Origin of the sequence: Salinicola sp. RZ23 (assembly GCF_003206675.1) — a bacterium.
GTDB classification, from domain to species: Bacteria; Pseudomonadota; Gammaproteobacteria; order Pseudomonadales; family Halomonadaceae; genus Salinicola; species Salinicola endophyticus.
On record NZ_PZJK01000006.1, the window covers coordinates 74,305 to 101,006 of the forward strand.

Annotated in this window: 26 protein-coding genes; 18 read left to right on the top strand and 8 right to left on the bottom strand. The window is 69.1% G+C overall.

The window, feature by feature from the left end; genetic code table 11:
- Positions 1–78: 78 nt before the first annotated feature.
- Positions 79–753 (bottom strand): 6-phosphogluconolactonase, encoded by a 675-nt coding sequence (gene pgl / locus DOM67_RS05180; protein ID WP_110674596.1) that lies wholly within the window; start codon positions 751–753, stop codon positions 79–81.
- 34 nt (positions 754–787) lie between these two features.
- Positions 788–2,272, bottom strand: a complete 1,485-nt coding sequence (gene zwf / locus DOM67_RS05185; RefSeq protein WP_110674597.1) for a glucose-6-phosphate dehydrogenase — start codon at positions 2,270–2,272, stop codon at positions 788–790.
- Positions 2,273–2,507: 235 nt separating this feature from the next.
- Between zwf and hexR the strand changes: the two genes are divergently transcribed.
- The 18 genes from hexR to DOM67_RS05275 all read left to right on the top strand — a co-directional run bounded on the left by hexR (position 2,508) and on the right by DOM67_RS05275 (position 20,451).
- On the top strand, positions 2,508–3,368 hold the full coding sequence (hexR, locus tag DOM67_RS05190; protein ID WP_110674598.1) for a transcriptional regulator HexR: 861 nt from the start codon (positions 2,508–2,510) through the stop codon (positions 3,366–3,368).
- A gap of 126 nt (positions 3,369–3,494) precedes the next feature.
- On the top strand, positions 3,495–4,346 hold the full coding sequence (locus DOM67_RS05195; RefSeq protein WP_110674599.1) for a putative selenate ABC transporter substrate-binding protein: 852 nt from the start codon (positions 3,495–3,497) through the stop codon (positions 4,344–4,346).
- Positions 4,347–4,352: 6 nt separating this feature from the next.
- Positions 4,353–5,039, top strand: coding sequence for an ATP-binding cassette domain-containing protein (locus DOM67_RS05200; protein WP_110674600.1), 687 nt, complete (start codon positions 4,353–4,355; stop codon positions 5,037–5,039).
- The gene (locus DOM67_RS05205; protein ID WP_110674601.1) at positions 5,036–6,532 is read left to right on the top strand and encodes an ABC transporter permease; all 1,497 of its coding nucleotides are present in this window, start codon (positions 5,036–5,038) and stop codon (positions 6,530–6,532) included. Before DOM67_RS05200 ends, DOM67_RS05205 begins: the two co-directional genes overlap by 4 nt.
- A 600-nt stretch (positions 6,533–7,132) precedes the next feature.
- The gene (locus tag DOM67_RS05210) at positions 7,133–7,822 is read left to right on the top strand and encodes a beta-ketoacyl synthase chain length factor (RefSeq protein WP_110674602.1); all 690 of its coding nucleotides are present in this window, start codon (positions 7,133–7,135) and stop codon (positions 7,820–7,822) included.
- Between the two features lie 163 nt (positions 7,823–7,985).
- Positions 7,986–8,252 carry a phosphopantetheine-binding protein gene (locus tag DOM67_RS05215; RefSeq protein WP_110674603.1) on the top strand — a complete coding sequence of 89 codons (267 nt, stop codon included), beginning with the start codon at positions 7,986–7,988 and terminating at the stop codon, positions 8,250–8,252.
- 10 nt (positions 8,253–8,262) lie between these two features.
- On the top strand, positions 8,263–8,850 hold the full coding sequence (locus DOM67_RS05220; protein ID WP_232825145.1) for a hypothetical protein: 588 nt from the start codon (positions 8,263–8,265) through the stop codon (positions 8,848–8,850).
- Positions 8,837–10,567 (top strand): AMP-binding protein, encoded by a 1,731-nt coding sequence (locus DOM67_RS05225; RefSeq protein ID WP_232825146.1) that lies wholly within the window; start codon positions 8,837–8,839, stop codon positions 10,565–10,567. The genes DOM67_RS05220 and DOM67_RS05225 overlap by 14 nt, the downstream gene beginning before the upstream one ends.
- On the top strand, positions 10,557–11,321 hold the full coding sequence (locus DOM67_RS05230) for a glycosyltransferase family 2 protein (protein WP_110674604.1): 765 nt from the start codon (positions 10,557–10,559) through the stop codon (positions 11,319–11,321). The genes DOM67_RS05225 and DOM67_RS05230 overlap by 11 nt, the downstream gene beginning before the upstream one ends.
- Positions 11,318–12,325, top strand: coding sequence for a glycosyl transferase (locus DOM67_RS05235; protein WP_110674605.1), 1,008 nt, complete (start codon positions 11,318–11,320; stop codon positions 12,323–12,325). The genes DOM67_RS05230 and DOM67_RS05235 overlap by 4 nt, the downstream gene beginning before the upstream one ends.
- A gap of 66 nt (positions 12,326–12,391) precedes the next feature.
- Positions 12,392–12,982 carry an outer membrane lipoprotein carrier protein LolA gene (locus DOM67_RS05240; RefSeq protein WP_110674606.1) on the top strand — a complete coding sequence of 197 codons (591 nt, stop codon included), beginning with the start codon at positions 12,392–12,394 and terminating at the stop codon, positions 12,980–12,982.
- The gene (locus DOM67_RS05245) at positions 12,979–15,327 is read left to right on the top strand and encodes a hypothetical protein (RefSeq protein WP_110674607.1); all 2,349 of its coding nucleotides are present in this window, start codon (positions 12,979–12,981) and stop codon (positions 15,325–15,327) included. Before DOM67_RS05240 ends, DOM67_RS05245 begins: the two co-directional genes overlap by 4 nt.
- A complete protein-coding gene (locus tag DOM67_RS05250) occupies positions 15,320–16,576 on the top strand; it encodes an NAD(P)/FAD-dependent oxidoreductase (RefSeq protein WP_110674608.1) in 1,257 nt (418 codons plus the stop codon). Before DOM67_RS05245 ends, DOM67_RS05250 begins: the two co-directional genes overlap by 8 nt.
- Positions 16,573–17,157 (top strand): DUF3261 domain-containing protein, encoded by a 585-nt coding sequence (locus DOM67_RS05255; RefSeq protein WP_110674609.1) that lies wholly within the window; start codon positions 16,573–16,575, stop codon positions 17,155–17,157. The genes DOM67_RS05250 and DOM67_RS05255 overlap by 4 nt, the downstream gene beginning before the upstream one ends.
- Positions 17,154–18,338: a beta-ketoacyl-ACP synthase gene (locus DOM67_RS05260; RefSeq protein ID WP_110674610.1), complete on the top strand. Its 1,185-nt coding sequence runs from the start codon at positions 17,154–17,156 to the stop codon at positions 18,336–18,338. Before DOM67_RS05255 ends, DOM67_RS05260 begins: the two co-directional genes overlap by 4 nt.
- Before the next feature lie 66 nt (positions 18,339–18,404).
- Positions 18,405–18,881 carry a hypothetical protein gene (locus DOM67_RS05265; protein WP_110674611.1) on the top strand — a complete coding sequence of 159 codons (477 nt, stop codon included), beginning with the start codon at positions 18,405–18,407 and terminating at the stop codon, positions 18,879–18,881.
- A 72-nt stretch (positions 18,882–18,953) separates the two neighbouring features.
- The gene (gene fabG, locus DOM67_RS05270; protein WP_110674612.1) at positions 18,954–19,730 is read left to right on the top strand and encodes a 3-oxoacyl-ACP reductase FabG; all 777 of its coding nucleotides are present in this window, start codon (positions 18,954–18,956) and stop codon (positions 19,728–19,730) included.
- A 115-nt stretch (positions 19,731–19,845) separates the two neighbouring features.
- Positions 19,846–20,451, top strand: coding sequence for a hypothetical protein (locus DOM67_RS05275; protein WP_110674613.1), 606 nt, complete (start codon positions 19,846–19,848; stop codon positions 20,449–20,451).
- A 93-nt stretch (positions 20,452–20,544) separates the two neighbouring features.
- On the opposite strand, the gene DOM67_RS05280 is transcribed toward DOM67_RS05275, so the two are convergent.
- The 6 genes from DOM67_RS05280 to DOM67_RS05305 form a co-directional block, all read right to left on the bottom strand.
- Positions 20,545–20,901, bottom strand: coding sequence for a RidA family protein (locus DOM67_RS05280; protein ID WP_110674614.1), 357 nt, complete (start codon positions 20,899–20,901; stop codon positions 20,545–20,547).
- Positions 20,902–20,971: 70 nt separating this feature from the next.
- Positions 20,972–21,829 carry a universal stress protein gene (locus DOM67_RS05285; RefSeq protein WP_110674615.1) on the bottom strand — a complete coding sequence of 286 codons (858 nt, stop codon included), beginning with the start codon at positions 21,827–21,829 and terminating at the stop codon, positions 20,972–20,974.
- 105 nt (positions 21,830–21,934) lie between these two features.
- Complete coding sequence (locus DOM67_RS05290; RefSeq protein WP_110674616.1) at positions 21,935–23,422, bottom strand: SulP family inorganic anion transporter; 1,488 nt, start codon at positions 23,420–23,422, stop codon at positions 21,935–21,937.
- A 482-nt stretch (positions 23,423–23,904) separates the two neighbouring features.
- Positions 23,905–24,333, bottom strand: a complete 429-nt coding sequence (mntR, locus tag DOM67_RS05295; RefSeq protein WP_110674617.1) for a manganese-binding transcriptional regulator MntR — start codon at positions 24,331–24,333, stop codon at positions 23,905–23,907.
- Positions 24,334–24,408: 75 nt separating this feature from the next.
- Positions 24,409–25,686 carry an Nramp family divalent metal transporter gene (locus DOM67_RS05300; RefSeq protein ID WP_110674618.1) on the bottom strand — a complete coding sequence of 426 codons (1,278 nt, stop codon included), beginning with the start codon at positions 25,684–25,686 and terminating at the stop codon, positions 24,409–24,411.
- Between the two features lie 210 nt (positions 25,687–25,896).
- The gene (locus DOM67_RS05305; RefSeq protein ID WP_110674619.1) at positions 25,897–26,601 is read right to left on the bottom strand and encodes an HAD family phosphatase; all 705 of its coding nucleotides are present in this window, start codon (positions 26,599–26,601) and stop codon (positions 25,897–25,899) included.
- Between the last annotated feature and the right edge of the window lie 101 nt (positions 26,602–26,702).

Here is a 26,702-nt window from a genome sequence, read left to right on the forward strand (position 1 = left end):
TCGTTGAATGATCGGTGACGGGCCCCGCTAGCCGGTGAGCCCAGAGCGTCGGCGCCCTAACCCCCGTGGCCGCCCTGCTCAGGGTGCCCAGTAGATCGCCAGCGGGCAGCTCAGAAAGGCCCGGATCGGCAGTTCGCGCACGTCGTCCCCCGCCAGCGCCCGGGCCAGCACCGTGCGCTTGGCGTCGCCGACGATATGCAGCGCATGCCGCCGGGCGGCGTGCAGACGCGCGGCGCTCAGGGTGATTCGGGGGTGGTTGGCGCTGGGCGCACGCGCCGCCACCACCGCCTCGTCGCTGCACAACGCCAGCCCCAGTTCGAGGCTGTCGGGGAACAGCGAAGCGGTGTGGCCATCGCCGCCCATTCCCAGTACCACCAGGCTGGCCGGCCATGGCAGCGTATCGAGACGCTCGGCCACGCTCGCCACGCCCTCCTCCGGCGTGGCGTGGGCACTGGTCAGCGGGTGCAGGGTCGCCGCTGCCGCCGGCCCGGTCAGCAGCGTCTCACGCAGCAGGCGCGCATTGCTGTCGGGGTGATCGGCGTCGACCCAGCGCTCATCGGCCAGAGTGACATCGACCCGCGACCAGTCGAGCGGCTGCGCGGCGAGGCGGCGCAAGAACGGCGCCGGGGTCGTGCCGCCGGAGAGCACCAGCAGCACCCGCGGCTGGCTCGCGAGATCGGCGGCAAGCGCCGCGGCGGCGGCCTCGGCGAGCTGCGCGCCGAGGCGCTCACGGCCGCTGTCAGCAGTTTTCATACTCAGCCGTCTTCATACTCAGTAGTCTTCATACTCAATAGTCTTCATACCAGGAGCGCCCGTCCTGGGTGATCATGGCGATCGACGCCACCGGCCCCCAGGAGCCCGCGGGATAGCGCCGCGGCGGGATATCGCGCTTCTCCCAGCCGTCGATCAGCTGGTCGACCCACTTCCAGGCATACTCGACCTCATCGCGGCGTACGAACAGGTACTGCTGCCCCTTCATCACTTCCAGCAGCAGGCGCTCGTAGGCGTCGGGGATACGCGCCTTGGGGAAGGCGTGGTTGAAGTCGAGGTGCAGCGGGCCGGGGCGCAGACGCATGCCCTTGTCGAGCCCGCCATCCTTGGTCAGCACCTGCAGCGCGATGCCCTCTTCCGGCTGCAGCCGGATCACCAGCTTGTTGGCGGCGAGGTTGCGCTGGTCGGGATCGAAGATGTAGTGCGGCTGCTGACGGAAGTGGATGACGATCTGCGACAGTTTCTCCGGCATGCGCTTGCCGGTGCGCAGGTAGAAAGGCACGCCGGCCCAGCGCCAGTTGGCGACCTCGAGGCGCATGGCGACGAAGGTCTCGGTGGTGCTGGCAGTATTGGCGTCCTCTTCCTCCAGATAGCCGGGCACGTTCTCGCCGTCGATGGCGCCGGCGACGTACTGGCCGCGCACCACGTGGCGATTGAGCGCCTCGCCCTCGATCGGCTTGAGCGCCTTGAGCACCTTGACCTTCTCGTCGCGGATGGCGTCGGCGTCGAGGTTGGCCGGCGGGTCCATGGCCAGCATGGTGAGCAGCTGGAGCAGATGGTTCTGGACCATGTCGCGCAGCTGACCCGCCTTGTCGAAGTAGCCCCAGCGCCCCTCGATGCCGACCTGCTCGGCCACGGTGATCTCGACGTGGGAGATCTGGCTCTGGTTCCACTGGTTGCCGAACATCGGGTTGGCGAAGCGCAGCGCGATCAGGTTCTGCACCGTCTCCTTGCCCAGGTAGTGGTCGATGCGATAGATCCGCGACTCGGGGAAGACCGCGCCGATGGCGTCGTTGATTTCGTGGGAGGAGGCGAGGTCGTAACCGATCGGCTTCTCGACCACCACGCGCGAGGCGTCGTCGAGACTGCCGCTGCGCTCCAGGTTGGCGCAGATGGCGCCGTAGATGCTCGCCGGCACCGCCAGATAGACGGTCAGCGGGCACTGGTCATCGGCGCTGCGGGCGTGCCAGTCACGGATCTGCTCATAGCCGTCGACGGTATCGAAGTCGAGCTGGCAGTAGTCCAGGCGCGCCAGGAAGCGGTCGATGCAGGCTTGATCCTGCTCCTTCGGCTTGACCCGCTTCTTGAGCATGCCCAGCACCGTCTCACGGAAGCTGTCGGCGTCTTTCTCGCGTCGGGCCAGGCCGAGAATGCGCGTCTGCTCGCCCAGCAGACCATCCCGGTCGAGATGGTAGAGTGCCGGGTAGAGCTTGCGTAGCGCCAGATCACCCAGCGCCCCGAACAGCGCCAGATCCACATTGGGCGTTGCCTCTCGAGACATTGCCTCCCTCCGCTTGAGTGGTTAATTTACGAATAAAATACGCCATTCCGGGCCGAGTTGACACGCGACTTGCGCATCACATGCCCACGACGACGCTCGATTCGGTCACTAACTTACCGTTTGCGGTCGAGCGCTCGTCCAGCATCGCTTGGCGCCACCGGCGCCGCGGGCTAGGATGCAGGGTTTGTGTCAAACAGTGATGGCACGCCCCGCTGCCAGGAGACTCACCGCTAGCATGGCCAACCACGATCTCATCGCCCGGATCCGAACGCGGATCGACGAGCTGAACCGATCGGAACGCAAGGTCGCCGACGTGATTCTGCGCGACCCCAATGCCGCGATTGGCATGAGCATAGCCACTCTGGCACAGGCTGCCACGGTGAGCGAACCGACCGTCAACCGATTCTGCCGCAACTTCGACACCAAGGGTTATCCCGACTTCAAGATCCAGCTGGCGCAGAGTCTGGCCGGCGGTACGCCCTATGTCAGCCGCAGCGTGGAGAGCGACGACGACGCCAGCGCCTACACCGACAAGATCATCGGTGCGACCATCGCCGCCCTCGACGAAGCGCGGCGCACGGTCGACCCCAAACGCATCGAGCGTGTGGTCGATCATCTCTCGCAGGCGCGTCAGATCAACTTCTTCGCCCTCGGCGCCTCGGCCCCCGCCGCCTTCGACGCCCACAACAAGTTCTTCCGCTTCAATCTGCCGGTCTCGGCGCACAACGACGTGCTGACCCAGCGCATGATCGCCGCCGCTGCGCATACCGGCGACGTCATCGTGGTGATCTCCTATACCGGGCGCACCCGCGAGTTGGTCGAGGTGGCCCAGCTCGCCAGCGAGAGCGGTGCCACCGTGATCGGCATCACCCGCGAGGGCTCGCCGCTGGCCGACGTGTGCACCGATCTGCTGCCGGTCGATCTGGCCGAGGACACCGAGGTCTACATGCCGATGGCCTCACGCATGATCCACATGGCGCTGATCGACGTGCTCGCCACCGGCGTCACGCTGCGCCGCGGCAAGTCGTTCCTGCCGCATCTGCGCAAGATCAAGGAGAGCTTGCGCCCGACCAAGTTCCCGCCTACTGGGCGCTGAAGCGCACCACGAGACACCTTAAAGATCATAGGCAAAAGCGGTTACCATAGGCGCCCGAGGCGCGCACCCGAGCCGTTGGCTCGCGACTGCGCCTTCCCGATGACACACCTTTCTCGAGGTCACGCCATGCGCTGGTTGTTCGCTCTGGCTCTGATGCTGGTCGGCAGCGTCTCGCAAGCCGACACTTTCCGCTTCACCGCGATTCCGGACGAAGATCAGTCGCGCCTGGTCGAGCGCTTCTCCAAGGTCGCCGACTATCTCTCGGACAAGCTCGGGGTCGAGGTCGAATACGTGCCGGTGACCTCCTACGGCGCGGCGGTGACCGCCTTCCGCAACGACCAGGTGCAGCTGGCCTGGTTCGGCGGCCTCTCCGGGGTGCAGGCGCGCCGCCTGGTACCCGGCTCCCAGGCGATCGCCCAGGGCCAGGAGGACGCCGAGTTCCGCAGCTACTTCATCGCCAATCGGCAAGCCGACATCGCTCCTTCCGAGACGGCGCTGCCCGAGGCGGTGCGCGGCCACAGCTTCACCTTCGGTGCCAAGACCTCGACCTCGGGGCGGCTGATGCCCGAGCACTTCATCCGCCAGCGCTTCGATGCGGCCCCCGAGCAGGTATTCTCGCGGGTCGGCTTCTCCGGCGACCACTCGCGCACCATCGCCCTGGTCGAGTCCGGCACCTATGACGTCGGCGCGGTCAACTTCACCGTGTGGCAGGCGGCGGTCGCCGATGGCCGGGTGGATACCGACAAGGTGGCAGTGATCTGGAAGTCGCCCACCTATCCCGACTATCAGTGGACCCTGCGCGGCGATGTCGACGCACGCTACGGCGAGGGCTTCAGCGCCAAGGTACGCAAGGCGCTGCTCGACATGACCGACCCCGCCCTGCTCGAGAGCTTCCCGCGCTCCGGTTTCATCCCAGCCAGCAACGCCGACTATGCGCCGATCGAGGAGGTCGGTGAGTCGATCGGCGTGCTGCGCTGAGCGCGCGTGACACTCCTTCACTTCGACGGTGACGACCTGGGGCATGCCGACCGGGTCGTACTGCCAGGACTGTCGCTGACCCTGGCGCGCGGCCAGCAGGTAGCCCTGCTGGGCCAGAGCGGCGCCGGCAAGTCGACGCTGCTGGGGGCCATCCGCGCCCGGCTGGACCCGCTCGCCGCCTGGTGCCCACAGAGCCACGGCCTGGTGCCGCTGCTCTCGGTCTACCACAACGTCTATATGGGCCGGCTGGAGCGCCAAGGCGCCCTGGCCAACCTGCTCAACCTGCTGCGGCCGAACCGTGAAGCCTGGCAGGCGGTGGAGTCGCTGTGCGCCGAGCTCGGCCTCGACGGCCTGCTGCGCCGACCGGTGGAGCGCCTCTCCGGCGGCCAGCGTCAGCGCGTGGCGATCGCCCGCGCCCTCTATCAGCAGCGCGAGATCTTCCTCGGTGACGAGCCGCTGGCCAGCGTCGACCCGCACCAGGCCCTGCGCCTGCTGCAGCGGATCCAGCGCCAGCACGCCACCAGCGTCATCGCGCTGCACCAGCACCGCCTGGCGCTGAGCCACTTCGACCGGGTGATCGGGCTGCGCGACGGCCAGGTCCAGCTGGATGCCGCCAGCCGTGAACTCACCCTGGCCGATCTCGATGCGCTCTACCCCGACGCCTCGACCAGCGCCGCCGCAACGTCCGCATGAGCACCGCCCCCGGCTGGCTGCGTGGCGACAGCCCCGGCCTTACCCTCGCCCGGCGCTCGCTGGCGCTGGTAATCCTGTGTCTGCTGCTGCTGCCGCTGGCCGACCTCGAAGTCACCGCCGCCGACCCCTGGGCGGAGCTGTGGCGCATGGCCCGCGGCCTGGCCTGGCCCGACTGGCTGGCCCTGGAGAACCCGCTCCACGCCATCGCCCTCACCGTCAGCGTGGCGCTGTGGGGCACCTTCCTCGGCGCGCTGCTGGGGTTCCCGCTGGCGCTGCTGTTTCCGCGTTCGCGCACGCTGCGCGCGCTGTGTGCCTTCGTCCGCGCGATCCACGAACTGTTCTGGGCCCTGCTGTTCCTGCAGGTGTTCGGGCTCTCGGCGGTCACCGCACTGGCCGCGCTGGCGATCCCCTATGCCGGGATCTTCGCCAAGGTCTATGCCGAGATCCTTGAGCTGACACCGCGCGCACCCTCAGCCGCCCTGCCCGCCGGCGTCGACCGTCTGTCACGCTTCATCTATGCCGAGCTGCCGCTGGTGTGGGAGCGCCTGGCGAGCTATACCCGCTACCGCTTCGAGTGCGCCATGCGCGCCAGCGTGCTGCTCGGCTTCGTCGGCCTGCCGACGCTGGGGTTCTATCTCGAGAGTGCCTTCCGCGAGGGCCGCTTCGGCGAAGCCGGGGCCCTGCTGTGGATCTTCTATCTGATGATCGCGACGCTGCACTGGTGGGGGCATCGCCGCCTGTTGCCGCTGCTGCTGGTCGCCGGGCTCTACTGGCTCGGGCCCTGGCCCCAGGTCGACGGCGCGCTGCTGTGGCGCTTCGTCAGCCACGACCTGTGGCCGGCACCGCTGCTCGCCGGTGACCCGGCAGGGCTGGTGGCCTGGGTGCGCGACATGCCGGACCTGCTGCCGGCGATCGGCAACACCCTGCTGCTGGCGCTGATGGGGATGGTGGGGAGTCTGGTGCTGGCGCTGCTGCTGTGGCCGCTGGCCAGCCGCCATTTCGGCAACCGAGCCAGCCGGGGGCTGGGCCGGCTGACCCTGGTGGTGGCGCGTTCGACTCCGGAGCTGATGCTGGCGTTCGTCTTGCTGCTGCTGCTGGGGCCATCGATGCTGCCGGCGTGGCTGGCACTGGCGCTGCACAACGGCGCGCTGATCGCCTTCCTGGTGGCGCGCCACGCCGATGGCCTCACGCCGGGCATGTCCGGGCTGCCGGCGTCGGGGCGCTACGCCTATGAGCTGCTGCCGCGGCTCTACCCCAATCTGCTGGCACTGTTGTGCTACCGCGCCGAAGTGATCCTGCGCGAGACCGCGCTGCTGGGCATGCTCGGCGTCGCCACGCTGGGGTTCTACATCGACTCCAGCTTCGAGTATCTGATGTTCGATCAGGCACTCTTTCTGCTGCTGATCACCGCCGGGCTCAACATCGCGGTCGACGCCGCCGCCCGCCGCTTCCGCCCGCGCGAGGTGCCGGTCGACGATCCGTGCAGCCGCTGAGCCGGGGCGAAGGAAGCGAGTGATCCCCCGCGACGACCCCACAAAAAACAATGCCCAGCGGGCAGCCGGGCATCAAAGAGAACCTATCGGGTCGAATCCATCTACATGACGGCATCGCAACCTGCCGTCTCGCCGCGCGTCCCTGCGGCGGCACGCCATCCGTGGCGTGTGCGCGTCCTGCGCCTGGGATCTTCCTGATCCCTAACTTTACCTTGGAGAGAATAGCACCCTGCAAAAGTCTTGTACAACATTTTTCGAGCCCGGGTTGGCAAGCGTTATCGGCATGCGTAGGCTTGGCGCATCCGTGAGCGGGGCCACGGCATGGCCCCGTGATCAGCGCCGCGGCCGCGAAAGTTAATCCAGATCAAGTCGGCGCGGGGTGAGTGGGGGTAGGCTTGCCGAGCCCGTGGAATCGTCCTTCCCGGGCGCGCCGGGTCCAGGCCCGGCGCTTTACGCCCCGCTTGACCCCCGCACGCTGCACAAATGCATAAACCTTGCACGGAGCCTGACGCGTTTTCCGTTATGATGCGTCAATCTGTGACACTCACGTGACACTTGTTTTCACGCTCGCTTTCACGATCAGGATTGTCGGTACCCCGCATGACGGAGCTATTCGTTCAGGAGTGGCGAGGCTGGACCCCGCACCGCGATGCCGCCGGCGAGGCGCGTCTGGAAACCAGCGCCAAGCCCGCCGGCACGGCGATTCCGTCGATGCTGCGCCGCCGCCTCAATCTGATCGGCCGCGCCGTGTGCGACATGCTGATCGCGCTCGACCCGGCGGCCGAGCTCGATGTCCTGCACGCCTCGCGCCACGGCGACGGCGAGCGCACGCTGGAGATGCTCTACGCCATCGACGCCGGCGAACCGCTGTCGCCGGCGCGCTTCGGCCTGTCGGTGCACAACGCCATCATCGGCGTCTACTCGATCGCCAGCGGCAATCGCCGCAGCCAGCAGGCGGTGGCTGCCAGCGGTGCGGAGTGGGCGGCACTGATGGCCGAGGCACAGGGTTATCTCAGCGATGGCACCGAGCGTCTGCTGGTGGTGTTCGGCGACCAGCCGGTGCCGGCACGCTTCGCCGACTTCGCGCCGCATACGCCGGCGGCAGCGGTGGCCCTGGTGCTGGGCACGACGCCCGCGCCGGGGGCGCGCCGTCTCGCGCTCTCGGCAGCCCCCGAGGCCGACGGCGCGGCGCTGCAGCCGCTCGATGTGATCGACTGGCTGATGCAGCGGCGCGGGCCGCTGAGCTGCCCGCTGGCCGGGCGTAGCTGGACCCTCGCGCCGGGCGCCTGAAGGCGCCCGGCGCTAGTGTTGATGAGTTGATGAGCAGTAACGCGCGTCGCCCACCGACGCGCGCAGGCCGGCATAGCACCGGCAGCAGGGCGAGGCCGCGATCCGATCGCGGCCCCGCGATGATGATGGTGGCAAGGACAATGGTGACAAGGAAAGTAAGCCCATGACCACGACAGCGCTGGAACACGAACTCAAAGAGATGATCATCGAGACCCTGGAGCTCGAGGACGTCACCCCTGCGGATATCGATCCCGACGAGCCGCTGTTCGTCGAGGGGCTGGGGCTGGATTCGATCGATGCCCTGGAGCTCGGCCTGGCCCTGCAAAAGCGCTACGGCATCACCCTGGAGTCGGATGCCGAGTCATCACGTCAGCACTTCGCCAACCTGAGGAGCCTGGCCGCGCTGGTCGAAGCGCGCCGCGCCAACTGAGACGGTGGCCGTGATCGCCCCCTCCGACGGTCGCGCCGGGCCGCGGCGCCTGCTCTGGTGCCTGGTGGCACTGCTCGGCCTGGCCTGGCCCTTCGTGGTTCACGCCCTGCTGCCGCGCCTCGGCGCCTGGCCGCTGCTGCTCGCGCTCGCCGCGGTGGCATGGTGGCGGCTGCCTGCCGCCCACCGCCGCTGGGGTTTCTGCCTGCTGCCGCTGCTGGCGCTGGTGCTGTTCACCGGTAGCGCCGAGCTGGGCCTGCGGCTGTGGCCGTTCGCGCTCAATCTGGCACTGCTGATGCTGTTCGCCCACGGCCTGCGCCACCCACCGCCGCTGATCGAACGTCTGGCCCGACGTCAGGAACCGGACCTGCCGCCCCATGCGGTGCGCTACACCCGCTGGGTGACCCAGGCCTGGTGCGTATTCTTCGCCGTCAATGGGGCGCTGGCCCTGGCCACCGCGCTCTACGCCGACATGACCCTGTGGACCTGGTACAACGGCGGCATCGCCTATGCGCTGATGCTGGTGATGTTCGCCGGCGAATGGGCCATCCGCCAGCGGGTCAAGAAACGCCACGCCGAGGAGCCGCATGCGTCACCTTGAACTCCAGGCGCGCCCCTGGCGCGAGCGCGACGCCGATGCGCGGGTCGCCTGGCGGCCGCCCGCCGACGCGACCGACGGCTGGGTCAGCATGGGTGCCTGGCGTCAGCGCATCGGCGCCTGGCAGGCGCTGCTTGCGAGCCATGCCGACGGCAGCGGCCATTGGCTGCTGTTCGACCCCGACCCGCTGGAGTTCAGCGCCGCGCTGGTGGCGATCTGGGAGCGCGGCGAGCAGGCGATCCTGCCCGCCGATGATCAACCCGCCACCCTGGCCGCGCTGCGCGACTCGGGCCAGCCGCTGGGCACGCTGGCCGGCGGACTGCGCGCCGGGGGCGATCGCGACCCGGTGTGGTCGCACCGGCCGCTGCCGACGGTGGCGGTGACGCTCTATACCTCCGGTTCCACCGGCGAGCCGCAGCGCCTCGACAAGCGCTTCGCCCAGCTCGATGCCGAACTCACCACCCAGCGTGCGCTGTGGCCCTACGCCGAAGACCTGGTGATCGGTCAGGTCAGCCACCAGCACATCTACGGGCTGCTGTTCCTGATCCTGCGGCCGCTGGCCGAGGGGGTGCCCTTCGCCACCCGCCCCTGCCCTTACCCGGAAACCCTGCACGCCTGGCTCGCCGCCTGCGCCGGGGCCGGGCTACAGGCAGCGCTGGTCAGCGCGCCGCCGGCGCTGTCACGGCTGCCCGCCACGATCGACTGGCCCGCGGTGCGTCACGCCCAGGGGCGCATCTACAGCTCCGGGGCCCCGCTTTCGCGGGCGGCCAGCGATCTCGCCCAGGCGCTGCTGGGCAGCCCGGTGCACGAGGTCTACGGCAGTTCCGAGACCGGCGGTATCGCCTGGCGCGTGCAGCAGCAGGGCGAGACCTGGCGCACCTTCCCAGGGCTCGCCATCGAGAGCGATGCCGAACAGCGCCTGTGGCTGCGCTCGCCGCACCTGGCCGACCCGCAGAGCTGGCAGCGCCAGGCCGACCGTGTCGTCCTCGACCCGGACGGCGGCTTTCGCCTGCTCGGGCGCGCCGATCGCATCGTCAAGATCGGCGGCAAGCGTCTCTCGCTCACCGCCATGGATCGCGCCCTGGGCGAGCTCGAGGGCGTGCGCCGGGCCCAGACCGTCACTCTGAACCGGCGCGAGCTGCGGCTGGGGGCGATCGTCGAGCTCGACCCGGCCCATCTCCCCCACGACCACGCCAGCCACCGCGCCACCGTCAAGCGCCTGCGCCGCGATCTGGCACGCCGTTTCGAGACGCCGGCCCTGCCGCGCTACTGGCGCTTTGTCGACGCCTGGCCGACCAACGCCCAGGGCAAGCTCTCCGCCACGCTGCGCGAGCGCCTGTTCGCCGACCTCGACGACCGCCGCGCGCCGCGCTGGCTGGGCGAGCGGACGCTGGCGGAGGGCATCGAGGTGACGCTGGAAGTCCCCGAACACTGCCGCTATGTCGATGGCCACTTCGACGCCCAGCCGGTGGTACCCGGCGTCACCCTGGTCCACTGGGCAATGCAGCTGGCGCGGCGCCTGTTCGCGCTCGAGGCCGACTTCGCCGGCCTCGAGCGGCTGCGCTTTCCCCAGCCGCTGCTGCCGGGAGACCGCTTCCGCCTGACGCTGGCCCGGCGGCGGATCAAGGAGAGCGAGAGCCTGATGATCACCTGCGAGAGCGCGCGGGGTCTGCACGCCAGCGGCCGCCTCACGCTCACGGAGCGCCACCATGTCGCTTGATGTCCACGCCACGCCGGCACGCGTCGGCGTGCTGATTCCGGTCTACAACCACGCCGGCGCGATCGGTCAGACCTTCGCCCGTCTCCAGACGCTGGGGCTACCGATCATCCTGGTCGACGACGGCAGCGACGCCGAGTGCGCTGCGCTGCTCGACGAGCTGGCACGGGCCGAGCAGACCACCCTGGTGCGCCTGCCGCACAACCGTGGCAAGGGCGCCGCGGTACGCGCCGGGCTCGCCCATGCCCAGACGCTGGGGCTCACCCATGCCTTGCAGGTGGATGCCGACGGCCAGCACGAAGCCGCCGACCTGCCGCCCTTCGTCGCCGGCCTCGACGCCAGCGACGAGATCCTGCGCATCGGCTATCCCCGGTTCGACGAGAGCGTGCCCAAGCACCGCTTCTATTCGCGCTATCTCACCCACGTTCTGGTGTGGCTGGCGACCCTGTCGCTGGCGCTGCGCGACACCATGTGCGGGGTCAAGCTCTACCCGGTCGCCGCGGTCAACCGCCTGGTCGCGCGCCACCCCTGCGGCGACCGCATGCAGTTCGACAGCGAGCTGCCGGTGCGCTGGTACTGGCAGGGCGGTCGGGTCGAGAACCTGCCGGTACGGGTCAGCTATCCGCTGGACGGCGTCTCGCACTTCGCCCTGTGGCGCGACAATCTGCTGCTCGCCGGCATGCATGCACGCCTGCTGCTGGGCATGCTGATCCGCCTGCCCGTTCTGCTTCGCCGCCGCCTGGGAGAGCTTTCATGACGCCCACCAGCAGCAATCCCAACCACTGGTCGCGGATTCGCGAATCCGGCAGCGCCGCCGGGGTGCGCACCATGGTCTGGATTCGCCGCCACCTCGGCCGGCTGCCGTTCCAGTTCATGCTGACCCTGGTGATCGGCTACTTCTATGTCGCCCACGGCCTGCACCGGCGCGCCTCGCACACTTATCTGGTACGGCTCTGGCGCCATCTTCACGGGGCCCCGCCCCGCCGGCTCACCTGGCTCAGCCTGCGTCACTTCCGCAGCTTCGGGCAGAGCCTGATGGACAAGATCGACGCCTGGAGCGGCATTCCGCCCCGGGTCGAATTCGCCGAGGGTGCGCGCCAGCGCTTTCTCGATGCGGTCTCCAGCGGCCGCGGCGGGCTGATGTTCGTCTCCCATGTCGGCAACATGGAGATCTGCACCGCGATGAGCGATATGCGCGAGGACTTCCGCGCCACCCTGCTGATGCATACCCGCAACGCGCAGGAGTTCGACGCCGTGCTGGCGCGTTCGACCCATCGCGACAATCCGCCGGAGATCATCGAGGTCAGCGAGATCACACCCTCGACGGCGATGCAGCTCGGCCAGCGCATCGCCGACGGTGGCTTCGTGGTGATCGCCGCCGACCGGGTGCCGATCAGTGACAGCGGGCGGGCGCGCACGCTGTCCTTTCTGGGCCACCCGGCGCGCTTCCCCGAGGGGCCGTTCTGGCTCGCCAGCCTGCTGCGCTGCCCGGTCTACACCATCGGCTGCTTCCGCCATCACGACGGCTACCGGGTCGAGTTCGATACCTTCGACGACACCCAGAGCCTCGGCCGGCGCCAGCGTGAGGCCTGGATCGGCGACGCCATGCAGCGCTACGTCACCTGGCTCACGCGCCAGTGCGAGAACACCCCGCTGCAGTGGTTCAACTTCTTCCCGTTCTGGCTCGACTGCGCCGACGCGCACCCGGACGCCGGGGATGACACCTCGACCGACACCCAGGCCGACGCCCAGCGCGACTGATCTTGTACGACTCATCTTGCGCGACTGACCCTGCGCCCGCCACCGCTTGCCGAAGGAGTGCCCCTCATGTCCCAGCCAACCCTCGCACACCGCGCCCGTCGCCTGCTCTCGCTGATGCTCGCCTGTGTCTGCCTGGCCGCGCCGCTCAGCGCCTACGCCTTCGATCTCGCCACGCTGCAGCAGCGCCTGGCGCAGACGCCGTCGCTGGCCGGCAAGTTCACCCAGCAGCGCCGACTGGCGGATCTCGGCAGCAGCCTGGATAGCAGCGGCAACTTCCGCTTCGTGCGCGGCCAGCGCGTGGTGTGGCAGCTCGAACGTCCGGTCGAGGAGCGTATCGAGCTGACCCCGGAGGCGATCGTCAACGGCAGTGGCGACCGCACTCCGCCCGGCGGCGAGCAGGTCGCCCGGCTGTTCCTGCAGCTGCTCGAGGGCGACTGGCAGGCGCTGGCCTCGCGCTTCGAGATCGCCCTCGCCGGCAACGCCGAGGCGTGGCAGGTGACGCTGACACCCAAGGCCAAGGCGCTGCGCGAGCGGATCTCGAGCATCGCCCTGGATGGCGGCCGCTACATCGACCATCTGACCCTGCATACGCCCGGCGGTGACACCCTGGCGGTGCGCCTGTTCGATCAGCATCCGCTGTCCGGCGACGCGCCATGAGTTCCCCCGTCGAGCGCCCACCAAGCGGCACTGCCTGGCGCTGGCTCGGCTGGCTCTGGCTGGGCGTGATCACGCTGTGCGCGGTGTGGCTGGCCTGGATGCTGCGCCACGGCCTGCCGGCGGACACCGACCTCACTGCGCTGCTGCCGGCGGACCGCCAGGTGCCGCTGATCGAGGCCGCCGACCGCCAGCTGGGCGAGGGCTTCGAGGATCGCTTCCTGATCCTGTTGCACGCCGACGACCGGGTGGCGGCGACCCAGGCGCTGGGCGATGCGCTGGAGACGCTGGTCGACGATGGGCAACTGGCGCGGGTCGACTGGCGCGAGCTGGATCTGGCCGACGCCGACCCGCACGACTGGATGGGCGCCTGGCGCTACCGGCTGCTGACCCCCGCCTGGCAGCAGGCGATCGCGCGCGACGGCGGCGAATCACTGGTCGAGCCGGCGCTGCGCCGGCTGTTCTCGCCGGCCGCGCGCCCCGATCCGGTGGCCGATCCGTTCGGCCTGCTCGATGCATGGCTGGCGCGCCAGCCGCAGAGTCCGATCGATGCCGCCGACGGCCTGCTGACCCTGGACGCCCAGGGCCAGCGCTACAGCGTGCTGATCGGCCGGCTCGCCGGCTCACCCTACGCCCTGCCCATGCAGCAGGCGCTGCACGCGACCCTGGAACGTTTCCAGCAGGCGCACCCCGAGGCCCAGCTGCTGCGCTCCGGGCTGGTGTTCCACGCCGCCGCCGGGGCGCGTCAGGCACGCCACGAGATGTCCACCATCGGCGCCGCCTCGCTACTCGGGGTACTGCTGATCATCGGCTTCGTATTCCGCTCGCCGCGGGTGCTGGCACAACTGCTGGTGCCGCTGGTGACCGGCTCGCTGTTCGCGCTGGCACTCACCCTCGGGCTGTTCGGGCGTCTGCACCTGTTGACGCTGGCCTTCGGCGCCAGCCTGATCGGCATCGCCATCGACTACGTGCTGCATCTGCAGTGCGACCGCGCCATCCACGGCCGCGCCTTTCGTCTGCGGCGGCTACTACCGAGCCTGACCCTGGGGCTGATCTCGAGCGTGATCGCCTATGTCGCCCAGGCGCTGACGCCCATGCCCGGGCTACGCCAGATGGCCGCCTTCGCCGCCTTCGGGCTGATCGGCGCCTGGCTCACCGTGGTGCTGTGGCTGCCCCGCTTCAAGCTCCACGCCAACCCCTTCACCGCACGCCTGGCCGAACGCTGGTGGCGGCTGTGCCAGCCGCGCCGGGGGCTGCCACCGTGGCTGGCACTCGTGCTGGCACTGGGGCTGATCGCGTTGTGCACGCTGCGCCTCACCAGCGACGACAGTCTCGCCCTGCTAAACCCCTCGCCGGCGGCGCTGATGCACGACGAGGCCCAGGTCCAGCAGTTGCTCGACCGCGACACCGGCAGCCGCTACTTCCTGGTCCGCGCCGCCGATACCCAGGCGCTGCTGACGCGACTCGCGGCACTCGACAAGCGCCTCGACCAGGCCATCGCCGCCGGGCTGGCGATCGACTACCAGTCGCTGGGGCGCAGCGTGCCCAGCGCCGCCGAGCAGGACGCCAACCTGGCCCGGGTACGCACCCTCTACGGCGCCCCGCTGGAGAGCCTGATCCAGCGCGCCGGACTGCCGGACGATCTCGCCCAGGCCGCCCGCGCGCGGCTCGACGATGCCCCACGCCTGACGCTCACCGACTGGCTCGCGACGCCGCTGGGTCAGCTCCAGCAGCGGCTGTGGCTGGGCCAGACCGAATCCGGCGAGGTCGCCGCCAGCGTGGTCCTGAGCGGGGCCCGCAGCGCCGCCATCGCCGACCAGCTCTCAGCCATCGCCGAGGCTCGGCCGGGGGTCGTCTACGTCGACCGGGTGGCGCGTATCGGCACTCTGCTGGGTGAGCTGCGCCGCCACACCGCCGCCTGGATCGCCGCGGCCATGGCGCTGATGACCCTGGCGCTGATCTGGCGCTACCGCGGTCGCGCCTGGCGCGTGATAGCACCGCCCTTCGGCGCCACCCTGATCGTGCTGGCGGTGTTCGCACTGACCGGGGTGCCGCTCAATATCTTCAATCAACTGGGGCTGCTACTGGTGTTGGGGATCGGCCTGGATGCCGGTATCTTCAACGTGGAGTACGCCAGACAGCCCTCCGCCTGGCTGGCGATCACCCTGTCGACCCTGACCAGCCTGCTGGCCTTCGGCATGCTGGCGTTCAGCGCCACCCCGGCGCTGCACTACCTGGGGCTGACCTGCCTGATCGGGCTGGCCAGCGTGTGGCTGCTGGTGCCCTGGGTGCGCCCGCGGGAACCCACCACCAGCCATCCCCAACCCGAGGAGAGCCCGCATGCGTGAGTGCGATCACGATGTCATCGTCATCGGTGCCGGCCCGGCCGGCGCCACTGCTGCCGCCCTGCTGGCCCGGCGCGGCTACCGCGTGCACGTGGTCGAGCGCGAGCACTTTCCGCGCTTCTCGATTGGCGAGAGCCTGCTGCCCCAGTGCATGGGTGACCTCGAAGCGGCCGGGCTGCTGGAGACGGTGCTCACCGCCGACTATCAGCCCAAGAATGGCGCCGCCTTCACCCGCAACGGACAAGCCACCGCTATCGATTTCCGCGACAAGTACTCGCCCGGCTGGGGGACGACCTTTCAGGTCGAGCGCACCGATTTCGACCAGCGCCTGATCGAGGCCGCCCGCGGCCATGGTGCCACCCTCGAGTTCGGGGTCAGCGTCAGCGCTTTCCATTCCGACCCACAGCGCCCCGGGGTCACCCTGCGCGACGCCACCGGCGAGTCGCGTGAACTGCGCGCCGGCTTCGTGCTCGACGCCAGCGGCTACGGCCGCGTGCTGGCACGGCTGGAAGGGCTCTCCCGCGAGCCGCGCCTGGCGCCGCGCATGGCGCTTTACACCCATGTCGACGAGCAGATCGACGATCCCGACTACGACCGCGAGAAGATCCTGATCGGAGTTCACCCGCAGGACGCGTCGATCTGGTACTGGCTGATTCCGTTCCGCGATCATCGCGCCTCGGTCGGCGTGGTCGGCGATATCGCCAGCCTGAGCGCCTACGGCGACACTCCCGAGGCACGCTGGCAGGCGCTGATCGCCGAAGAACCCCGCTTCAGTGCCCTGCTCGCAGGCGCCAGACCGCGACGTGAGGTCGGCGAGCTCAAGGGCTATGCCGCCGATGTCGAGCGCCTGCACGGCCCCGGCTATGCGCTGCTCGGCAACGCCGGCGAGTTTCTCGACCCGGTGTTCTCCTCCGGGGTCACCATCGCCCTGCGTTCGGCGAGCCTGGCCGCGCCGCTGGTGGCGCGTCAGCTCGACGGCGACACGCCCGACTGGGACGCCGAGTTCGAACGCCCGCTGCGCGAGGGCATCGCCACCTTTCGCGACTTCGTCGACGGCTGGTACGACACCCGCCTGCAGACGATCATCTTCCACGATCAGGCTCCGCCCGAGATCCGCGCGCGCATCAGCGCCATCCTCGCCGGCTACGCCTGGGATCGCAGCAACCCTTTCGCCAGCGCCTCTCGCCGCCACCTCGACACCCTCTCGGCGCTGTGCCGCCTGCAGGCCGAGCGTAGCGAGGAGACGCCATGAATCGCATGCCGTGTGTCCGCCGCCCGCTCGTGTTGATGCTGATCAGCGCGCTGATGTTCGGTCTCAACGCCTGCAGCCTGTCGCCGCCGGTCTCGCCCTCCCCGCCGCTGGCGGCGGCGGTGACCCCGGAGACCCTGGCCAGCCGACTCACCTTCGCGCCCGAGGAGGGCGAGTCGCGCACCCTGATCGCCTTCATCCGGATCACCCCAGACGCGCTGCGTGCGGTGCTGGTGACCCCCTACGGCCAGCGTCTCACCACCCTGGTGCGCGACGCCCAGGGCGCGCGCTTCGAGGCCGGCGACGCCCCGGGCGAACCGCCGCTGCCGATCCCGCCGGCCTGGCTCGCTTCACGCCTGGAGTGGAGCCTGTGGCCGCGCGCCGCGCTGGCCCGAGCCTTCGCCGGCAGCGCCTGGCAGGTGGCAGAGCATGACGACCAGCGTGATATCCGTTACCACGGCCGTCTCGCCGCCAGCATCACGCCGCGACCCGATCCCGCGCATCCCCAGACCCTGACGCTCGACGACCGCCAGGGCGGCTACCGCCTGACCATCACCCCGCTCGACCAGGAGGGTGACGCATGAGCGCTTCCTTCGCCTGCCGCCTCTCCCGGCCCGGGGTGGTGTGTTCACTGGGCAGCGACCTCGACACCATCGCCGCGTCGCTGTTCGCCGGCCAGCGCCAGCTCGCCGTCAGCGACGACTTCACCCCCGGGCGAGCGCTGCCGCTCGGCCGCGTCAGCGCTCCGCTGCCCGACGCCAGCAGCTGGGAGACCGGCCAGCGTAGCCGCAACAACCGCCTGCTGGCCCTCGCGCTGGCCGGCCTCGTCGAGACCCTCGACGCGCTGCTGGCGCAGGTGGCACCAGAACGTATCGGGGTGGTGATCGGCACCAGTACCTCGGGGATCGGGGAGACCGAAAAGGCCATCGCCGAGAGCGGCCATGACGGCCCGCTGCCGGCGAGTTTCGCCTACTCGCGCCAGGAACTCGGCGCCCCGGCACGTTTCGTCGCCGAGCGTCTCGGCCTGGGCGGGCCCTGCTATGCGCTGTCGACCGCCTGCAGCTCCAGCGCGCGGGCCCTGGCCAGCGCCCGGCGCCTGCTCAAGAGCGGCCAGTGCGACGCGGTGATCGCCGGCGGCGCCGACAGCCTGTGCCGGCTCACCGTCAACGGCTTCGCTAGCCTCGATGCGGTCAGCGATGCCCCCTGCCTGCCGTTCTCGCGCCAGCGCCGCGGCATCAATCTGGGCGAGGCTGCGGCGCTGTTCGTGGTCACCCCGGAACGCGGCGGCATCCAGCTGGGCGGAGTCGGCGAGAGTGCCGACGCCCACCATATCTCGGCGCCGCGACCCGACGGCAGCGGCGCCGTGGCAGCCATGCGCCAGGCGCTGACGATGGCCGGGCTGGCGCCGGAGGCGATCGACTATCTCAATCTCCACGGCACCGGCACCGCACTCAACGACCAGATGGAAGCCACCGCGGTCAACGACCTCTTCACGCAGCCGCCGGCGTGCAGCTCGACCAAGGCGCTGACCGGCCACACCCTGGGTGCCGCCGGCGCGCTGGAAGCCGCCTTCTGCTGGCTGGCGCTGACCTACGGCCGGCTGCCACGGCACGTCTACGACGGCGACTACGACCCGACACTGCCGCCGCTGCCGCTGGTGGGCCATGCACCCGCGCCGAGCGCACCGCTGCGCCATGCACTGAGCAACAGCTTCGCCTTCGGCGGCAACAACGCCAGCCTGCTGCTGAGTCGTGACGATGTCTGAATGCCAATCCCGACAGGCGCTGCCGCGCACCCTATCGACCCATTGCCGGTCTGCGGAGGGTCACCCGTGACATCGACCACCGAACCTCTGCCCTGCCCCATCGCCCCGCTGGTGCCCCACGCCCGCGGCATGTGCCTGCTGACGCGCCTGCTCGAGGCCGACGCCGAGGGTGCCATCGCCGAGGGCGAAACCAGACCCGACGATCTGTTCGCCGAGGCCGCGGGGCTGCCCGCCTGGGTCGGCATCGAGTGGATCGCCCAGGGCGTGGCCGCCTGGGCCGGCTACCATGCCCAACGCCGCGGCGAGTCGCCGGCGCCGGGACTCTTGCTGGGCAGCCGCCGCTACCGCGCCGCGCAGCCTTACTGGCCGTTTGGCCGGCGCATCCATGTCGCCATCAGTATCGACTTCGTCGCCGACAACGGCGTGACCCAGGTCAATGGCGAGCTGCGCTGGGCCGATGGCTCGGCCAGTCTGGCCAGCGGCAGCCTGACCCTCTACCGCCCCACCGGGTTGAACCTGCCCGGCCAGCCGCCGGCCTCCTGAACGGTCGCCGGCCCGACTCTCTTTCGTTTTGACACTCTCTTTCGTTTCGACACCTTATCGCCTGGAGCGCGCATGGATCGCCCGAGTACCCCCCAAGAGACCGCTTCCCCCACAGGCGAGCGTGGCGCCGACACCATCCTGGTGACCGGTGCCAACCGCGGCATCGGCGCGGCGATCGCCCGGCGCCTGGCCCAGGACGGCTTCGACCTGGTGCTGCACAGCCGCCGCGATGGCGACGATATCGCCCAGGTGGCGGCGGATGCCCGTGCCGCCGGCGCCCAGGTGCGTCTGCTCCAGTTCGATGTCACCCAGCGCGCACGGGTCAAGACGCTGCTGGAGGCGGATATCGCCGCCCACGGCTGCTACTACGGGGTGGTGTGCAACGCCGGCATCGCCGTCGACAAGCCCTTCCCGGCGCTGGAGGACGAGGACTGGGACAGCGTGCTCAAGACCAACCTGGATGGCTTCTACAACGTGCTGCGGCCGCTGGTGATGCCAATGATCCAGCGCCGCCGTCCGGGGCGCATCGTTACCCTGTCGTCGCTCTCGGGGGTGATCGGCAATCGCGGCCAGGTCAACTATAGTGCGGCCAAGGCAGGCATCATCGGCGCCACCAAGGCGCTCGCGGTGGAGCTGGCCAAGCGCCGCATCACGGTCAACTGTGTCGCCCCCGGCTGGATCGAGACCAGCATGACCGAGGCGCTGTCGCGGGAGGAGATTCGCAAGCTGGTGCCGATGCAGCGCCCCGGCGAGCCGCACGAAGTGGCGGCCACGGTCAGCTTCCTGTGCTCCCGTGATGCCGGCTATATCACCCGGCAGGTGATCGCCATCAACGGCGGCATGTGCTGAGAGCGCTGAGACCGGCGCCATGTTCAAGCGCCGGAGCCGCCGGCCGATAATGCCTCGTTGGGCGAGAGTCAGCGGCCCTCACCCATAGAGACCACCCCGTAGAGTCGGAGTCGAGATGAAAGCCGGCGTTTCCATCGCATTGATCGTCATCGTCATGCTGGCCCTGTGCGGCTTGGGCCTTTACGCCAGCGACCTGCACTGGCCGCTGCCGCCCGCTGCGTTGGCGCCACTGGGGCTATTCCTGCTCAGCGTGGTACTGGCCGGTTGGCTGTGCCTGACCCTGGTGCTGGTGGCGCGCGGGCAGCTGCAGCAGCAGCGCGCCCTGCACGAGAGCCAGCAGGCGGTCCAGCGCCAGCTCGAGGCGGCCGAGCTGACCCAACTGATGAGTCAGTTCAGCCGTCACGCCGAGGCGCTACTGGACAAGGAGAGTCTCGATCCCAACAAGCGCAGCGTGATGCGCTGTCTGGCGGTGGATGCCCTGCGTGGCAACAGCGGCCGCGGTGATACCACTTACACCCGCCTGGCAAGGCTGTTCGAATGGTTGGACACAGAAGCCGCCCGCCAGGCCCAGGATCCGCATCGTCAGCGGCTGATGCTGCCGACCCTGATGCAGTACGCCGAGATTGCCGGCCAGCTGTGCCGGGTCGGTGAGAGCCAGCCGGAAAAGCTGGCCCACTTCCTCGCCCACCAGCCGCCCGCCCCCAGCCGCGAGACGGAGTGAAGGCGAGCCGACATCCGAACTCGCCACCCGGTCCCGGCGTGGGCCAGACCGAGAGACGAAGAGCGCACAGCGTGGATCGAAGGGAGGCGCGGGTTACTTGATCGCCGCGGTGACGGTGATCTCCACCTTCAGCTCGGGCGCCGGCATCGGCGCGGTGATGCAGGTACGTGCCGGCGCGTGGCCTGCCGGCACCCAGGCGTCCCACACCGTATTCATGGCGGCGAAGTCGGCGCCATCGGCGAGATAGATCGTCGCCGCGAGCAGATGCTCACGGTCGGAGCCGATCTCCTCCAGTAGCGCATCCAGCCGCGACAGCATGCTGATCGTCTGGGCGGTGATATCGCCCTCGCGGGCCTCCGGGCCGCTGACCTGACCGCACAGATAAGCGGTGCCGTTATGGATCACGGCGCGGCTCATGCGGGTCTGGGTGTCGTGGCGTTGGATGGTCATGGCTCTTCTCGCTCCTTTAGCTCGCCGCGCCTCGGGCGCGGCGTGATGGGTTCCACGGCAACCGCCGGGGTCAGCGCAGTATAAGGGTGGCGCTGCGCGAATGCCTGAGCATCGCCGTGGTGGTGCTGCCCACCAGCAGCTGGCGGATACGCGAGTGGCCGTAGGCACCCATGATCATCAGGTCGATATGCTCGCGCTCGGCGTAGTGGCCCAGCACGTCATCGACGTCGCCGGCGAGGATCTCGCCCTCGGCCTCGACCTGCCCCTCGCGCAGCCGCGCCAGCGCCCAGTCGAGCTGGGCCCGCTGATCGTCGGTACCGGCGCCGACCATCACCACGTGGCACACCAGGCCATTGAGCAGCGGGCTCTCGGCGATCATCTCGACCCCCTTGCGGGTGGTCTGGCCGCCATCGAAGGCGAGCAGCAGCCGCTGCGGCGCCTGGAACTCGGGCGGCGTGACCAGGATCGGCGTGTGCAGTGCGCGCACCACCCGCTCCAGATTGCTGCCCAGGTGATCCTGCGCCTCGGCCACGGACTCGCCGCGCTTGCCCAGCACCACCAGCCGGGTCTGCGCCTCGCGCTCGCTCAGCGCCTCGAGCAGATCACCATGGCGCAGCGCAGTGGCCACCGTCAGCGAGCTGGACGCCTCGGCCTGGGCCTTGGCTGCCGCCAGCAGCTCGCGTCCGTGCTGCTGCGCGAGCTTGGCGCGCTCCTCGTCGAGCCGGGTCAGCTGCTCGCGCAGATGTTCGCGACTGCCCAGACCGATATGGCCGCTGGTGTCGCGCTCGGCGCCGCCCTGCCCGCGACTCAGCACGTGCAGCAGTTCGAGCGGCGCGCCGATCCGCGCCGCGGCCCACGCCGCGGCGGCGCATACCGCCGGCGCGTGGCTGGAGTCGTCGATACAGCCGAGAACCTGACGTTCACTCATGGCATTCTCCTGTTGCCTGGCACCCGCCACCCGAGCCTATCACGCCCCTGGGCGGCGGGGTTGTCATCGCGACGCGCTTGCGCCGCCTGCATCCTGCGAGGGCACTCAATGGCCCATGAGTTTCTCCACCGCGTCCGGCTTGTCGTGCACGGCAAAGCGGTCGACCAGGGTGGCGCTGGCCTCGTTGAGTCCGATCACCTCGACCTCGGCGCCCTCGCGGCGGAACTTGATCACCACGTTGTCCAGCGCGCCGACGCCGGTGATGTCCCAGAAGTGGGCGCGAGAGAGATCGATACGCACCCGCGGCACCGCCTCCTTGAAGTCGAAGCTGTCGGTGAAGCGAGTCGAAGAGGCGAAGAACACCTGTCCGATCACTTCATACTCGCGGGTCTCGCCGTCCGCGTCCATGCGGCTACCGACATAGAGAATCTGCCCCACCTTGTTGGCGAAGAACAGCGACGCCAGCAGCACCCCGACCAGCACACCAATCGCCAGATTGTGGGTCGCCACCACCACGATCACCGTGGACACCATGACGATATTGGTCGACAGCGGATGGCGCCGCAGATCGCGGATCGACTCCCAGCTGAAGGTGCCGATCGAGACCATGATCATCACCGCCACCAGCGCGGCCATCGGGATCTGCGAGACCCAGTCACCCAGGAACACCACCAGGATCAGCAGGAAGACCCCGGCGACCAGGGTCGAGAGGCGGTTGCGGCCGCCGGACTTCACGTTGATCACCGACTGCCCGATCATCGCGCAGCCGGCCATGCCACCGAGGAAGCCGGTGGCGAGGTTGGCCAGCCCCTGCCCCTTGCACTCCCGGTTCTTGTCACTGGGGGTATCGGTCAGCTCGTCGACGATGGTCGCGGTCATCATCGATTCGAGCAGGCCGACCACGGCGATCGCCAGCGAGTAGGGCAGGATGATCCACAGCGTCTCCAGATTGAGCGGCACGTCCGGCAGCAGGAATACCGGCAGCGAATCGGGCAGCTGGCCCATGTCGCCCACGGTGCGGATATCCATGCCACTGAACATGTAGACCCCGGTGAGCACCACGATGCAGACCAGCGGCGACGGCAGCGTCTTGCCCACCACCGGCACATAGGGGAACAGATAGATGATGCCGAGCCCGGCGGCGGTCATGGCGTAGACGTGCCAGGTGACCCCGGTCAGCTCCGGCAGCTGGGCCATGAAGATCAGGATCGCCAACGCGTTGACGAAACCGGTGACCACCGAGCGCGAGACGAAGCGCATCAGCGCGCCGAGCTTGAGATAGCCGAACAGGATCTGGATCACCCCGGTCAGCAGGGTCGCGGCGAGCAGGTACTGCAGCCCGTGGTCGCGTACCAGGGTCACCATCAACAGCGCCGTGGCGCCAGTGGCGGCGGAGATCATCCCCGGACGGCCGCCGGCGAAGGCGATCACCACCGCCATCGAGAACGAGGCATAGAGGCCGACCTTGGGGTCGACACCGGCGATGATCGAGAATGCGATCGCCTCCGGAATCAGCGCCATCGCCACCACGGCGCCGGCCAGCACGTCCGCGCGGACGTTGGAGAACCAGTGTTGTCTTATCGTGTCGAGCATTGCAGGGTCCACTCAGGGTCATGCCGCGGGGCCGATAGCGGATGCTGGCGACGCCGGCCAGCACACGCAGCGCTGGCGAACGTCGACGCGTCTTGCCCGCCCGGCCGCAGTCGCAACGCGGCTTGGCTAGTGTTCAAAACGCTTGGCTTCGAAGCGCTTGGGTTCAAACGAGAATCGGTAATACGAACGAAAACGGACCTGATCGGCCCGGCCGTACGGCGGGTCGACAAGTCGAACGCGAGCGTGGCTCACGCGGAGGGAGTCGACGCTAGGGTGGCGTCATGCTAACGGTGGCGCGTGTCATCGATACGTGCATGTCGGTGCCATGTCTCGAGCGAGGGGCGTAAGACGCCTCGCGGTCCCGGGAGTGTCGCACCACCGCTGGGGAGCCAGGCGGCTACCGGAGGGGTCGATGACCCGGGGCGGGGCGACAGCGCTGGCGCAGTCTAACACCAACGTAGTAATCAGCCCAGCCGCGAGAGTCAGCGTGATGCCGGCCGCGACTCCAGAAAGCGCTGCATTGCCTCGACGGTGGCATCGCTGCAGTGGTGTTCGATCCCCTCGGAGTCCGCCTCGGCGACGTGCGCCGGGACGCCGAGGGCGAGCAGCGTGGCCAGCACCAGCTGGTGGCGCGCCTCGACCTTCTCCGCCAGCGCCCGCCCCTGTTCGGTCAAGAAGACCCCGCGGTAGGGGCGCGCTTCGGCCAGGCCGTCGCGCTTGAGTCGTGAGATCACCTTGGAGACCGCCGCGGCACTGACACCGAAACGCTCCGCCAGATCGCTGGCACGTGCCTCGCCATGATCGCGATGCAGCTGCGCGATCTCTTCCACGTAATCTTCCACCAGCTCCTGCTGATGATCGAGACGAGTGCGCTCGAAGCGGGCATAACGTGGTCGGGGTGTTCCTGGCATGGCGTTCTCATCGACATCGAATGGGGTAAACGGCCACGCGCGAGCGGCGCCGCCCGTTCACGACACGTAGAGAGCCTACAGCAACTCGAAGGCCAACACATAACCATTCAACAGGATGATCACCGCGGCCACCACGCAACCCAGCAGCGTGACCCAGCGCCGGCTGACCAGATTGCCCATCAAGCCGCGGCGCGCGGTGAACTGGATCAGCGGCACCAGGGCGAAGGGAATGCCGAAGCTGAGCACCACCTGGCTCGCCACCAGCACCTGCTGCTCGGGCAGGCCGAGCATGATCACCGCGATCGCCGGCAGCATGGTCAGCAGCCGGCGCAGCCAGATGGGAATGGTGAAGCCGACGAAGCCCTGCATCACCACCTGCCCCGCCATGGTGCCGACGATCGACGACGACAGCCCCGCCAGCAGCAGGGTGAACCCGAACAGCGTGCTCGCCAGCTCGCGGTTCATCAGTGGCGACAGCAGCTGATAGCTCTGCTCGATCGAGGCCACGCCGGTACGTCCGTTGTCGAAGAACACCGCCGCTGCCAGCGCCAGCATCGAGAGATTGATGATCCCGGCGACCCCCATGCCGATGATCACGTCCCAGCGATAGAAGCGCATCGCGCGCTTGCGCTCGTCGTCAGTGGTGGCCGGAATGCGCCGCTGCGACAGCGACGAGTGCAGATAGATGACGTGGGGCATCACCGTGGCACCCAGAATCCCCGCGGCCAGAAAGACCGCGTAGCCGTCAGGGAACTGCGGTACCAGCATCCCGGTGAGCGCCGGCCCGGCGTAGGGCCGGCCCATCAGGATCTGAGTGACGAAGCCCGCCGCCACCGCCAGCAGCATGCTGCCGATGATCACCTCGAGCAGGCGAAACCCGTAGCGCTGCATGGTCAATGCCGCGTAGGTGACCGCGCCGGTGAGCAGCGCCCCCTCCAGCATCGAGAGCCCGAACAGGAGGTGGAACGCCAGCGCCGCACCGAGGAACTCGGCCAGATCGGTGGCGATCGCCACCAGCTCGGCCTGGACCCAGTAGAACCAGACCAGCGGCCGCGGATAGCGCTCGCGGATCATCTCCGCCAGATTGCGCCCGGTGGCCAGCCCCAGGCGCACCGACAGCGTCTGGATCAGCATCGCCATGAGATTGGCCCACAGTACCACCCACAGCAGGGTATAGCCGTAGCGCGAGCCGGCCTCGATGTTGGTGGCGAAGTTACCGGGATCGATATAGGCGACCGCGGCGATCAGCGCCGGGCCGAAGAAAGGCAGAAAACGCGCCAGCAGCGAACGCTGTCGTGCCGGCACCGACGGGTCCGCGCGTGCCGCGCGGGCGTCACTCACACTGTTGGACACGCTGACCTCGGAATGTCGACGGCCGGGCGAGCCCACGTCATCCGCGAAGTGTCGCCCGGGTTATCAAGTTAAACCATGGTTGACAAGATATACCCGAGTTACCAAAAGCGCAACGCGGCCTCGCGATGAGTTATCTCAATCGTGGTGATAGACGCTGGCCGCCGGCGACCAGCGTGGACGGCCGACCTGGGCCCCGTCTGATGAAACCGCCTAACGCCACTCGAGGATCGGCCAACCACGCGCCTCGGCAGTCGCCCGCAGGCGGGCATCCGGCTGGGTGGCGTGGGGGTGGTCGACGAACTCGAGCAGCGGCAGGTCGTTGTAGGAGTCGCTGTAGCCCCAGGTCTCCCAGCCCTCGGCAAAGCCGGTGTCGTGGGCCCTGAGCCATTCGGCGAAGGCGTCGAGCTTGCCCTGCTGATAGGTGTGGATGCCGGTGGGCTCACCGGTGAAACGCCCCTCGGCATCCAGCTCCGGCAGCGTGGCGAGCGCGCCGTCGGCACCCACGAAACGCGCGATCGGCTCGACCAGATGGTGCATCGAGGCCGAGATCACCAGGGTCGCGTGGCCGCGCTCGCGGTGCTGCTGAAGCCGCTCGACTCCGCCCTGCATCAGCCGCGGCGCCACCGAACGCTGGACGAACGCCTCGACCTGTTCACGCACCGTATCGCGCTGGCGGCCGATCAGCGGGCCGAGGGTGAAGCGCAGGTGCTCGGTCATGTCCAGGGTGCCGGCGTGATACTGCAGATCCTGCTCACGCATGCGCGCCAGCAGCGCCTCGCTCTCCTCGACCCAGCCGCAGGCGATCACCCATTCGAGCCAGAGGTGGGTGCAGTCGCCGTCGAGCAGGGTGTCGTCGAGATCGAAGATGGCCAGCGCGCTGGGCTGCTGCGCCGGAGAAGAGGGTGAAGTGGCCAAGCGGAACTCCCGTAGCGGTCGCGGAAAAGGGCCCGCTCAGGATACACGCTCGCGCTCCGATGCCAACGCCCTCGCGCACCGATCTCGGTGCCAGCCCTGGC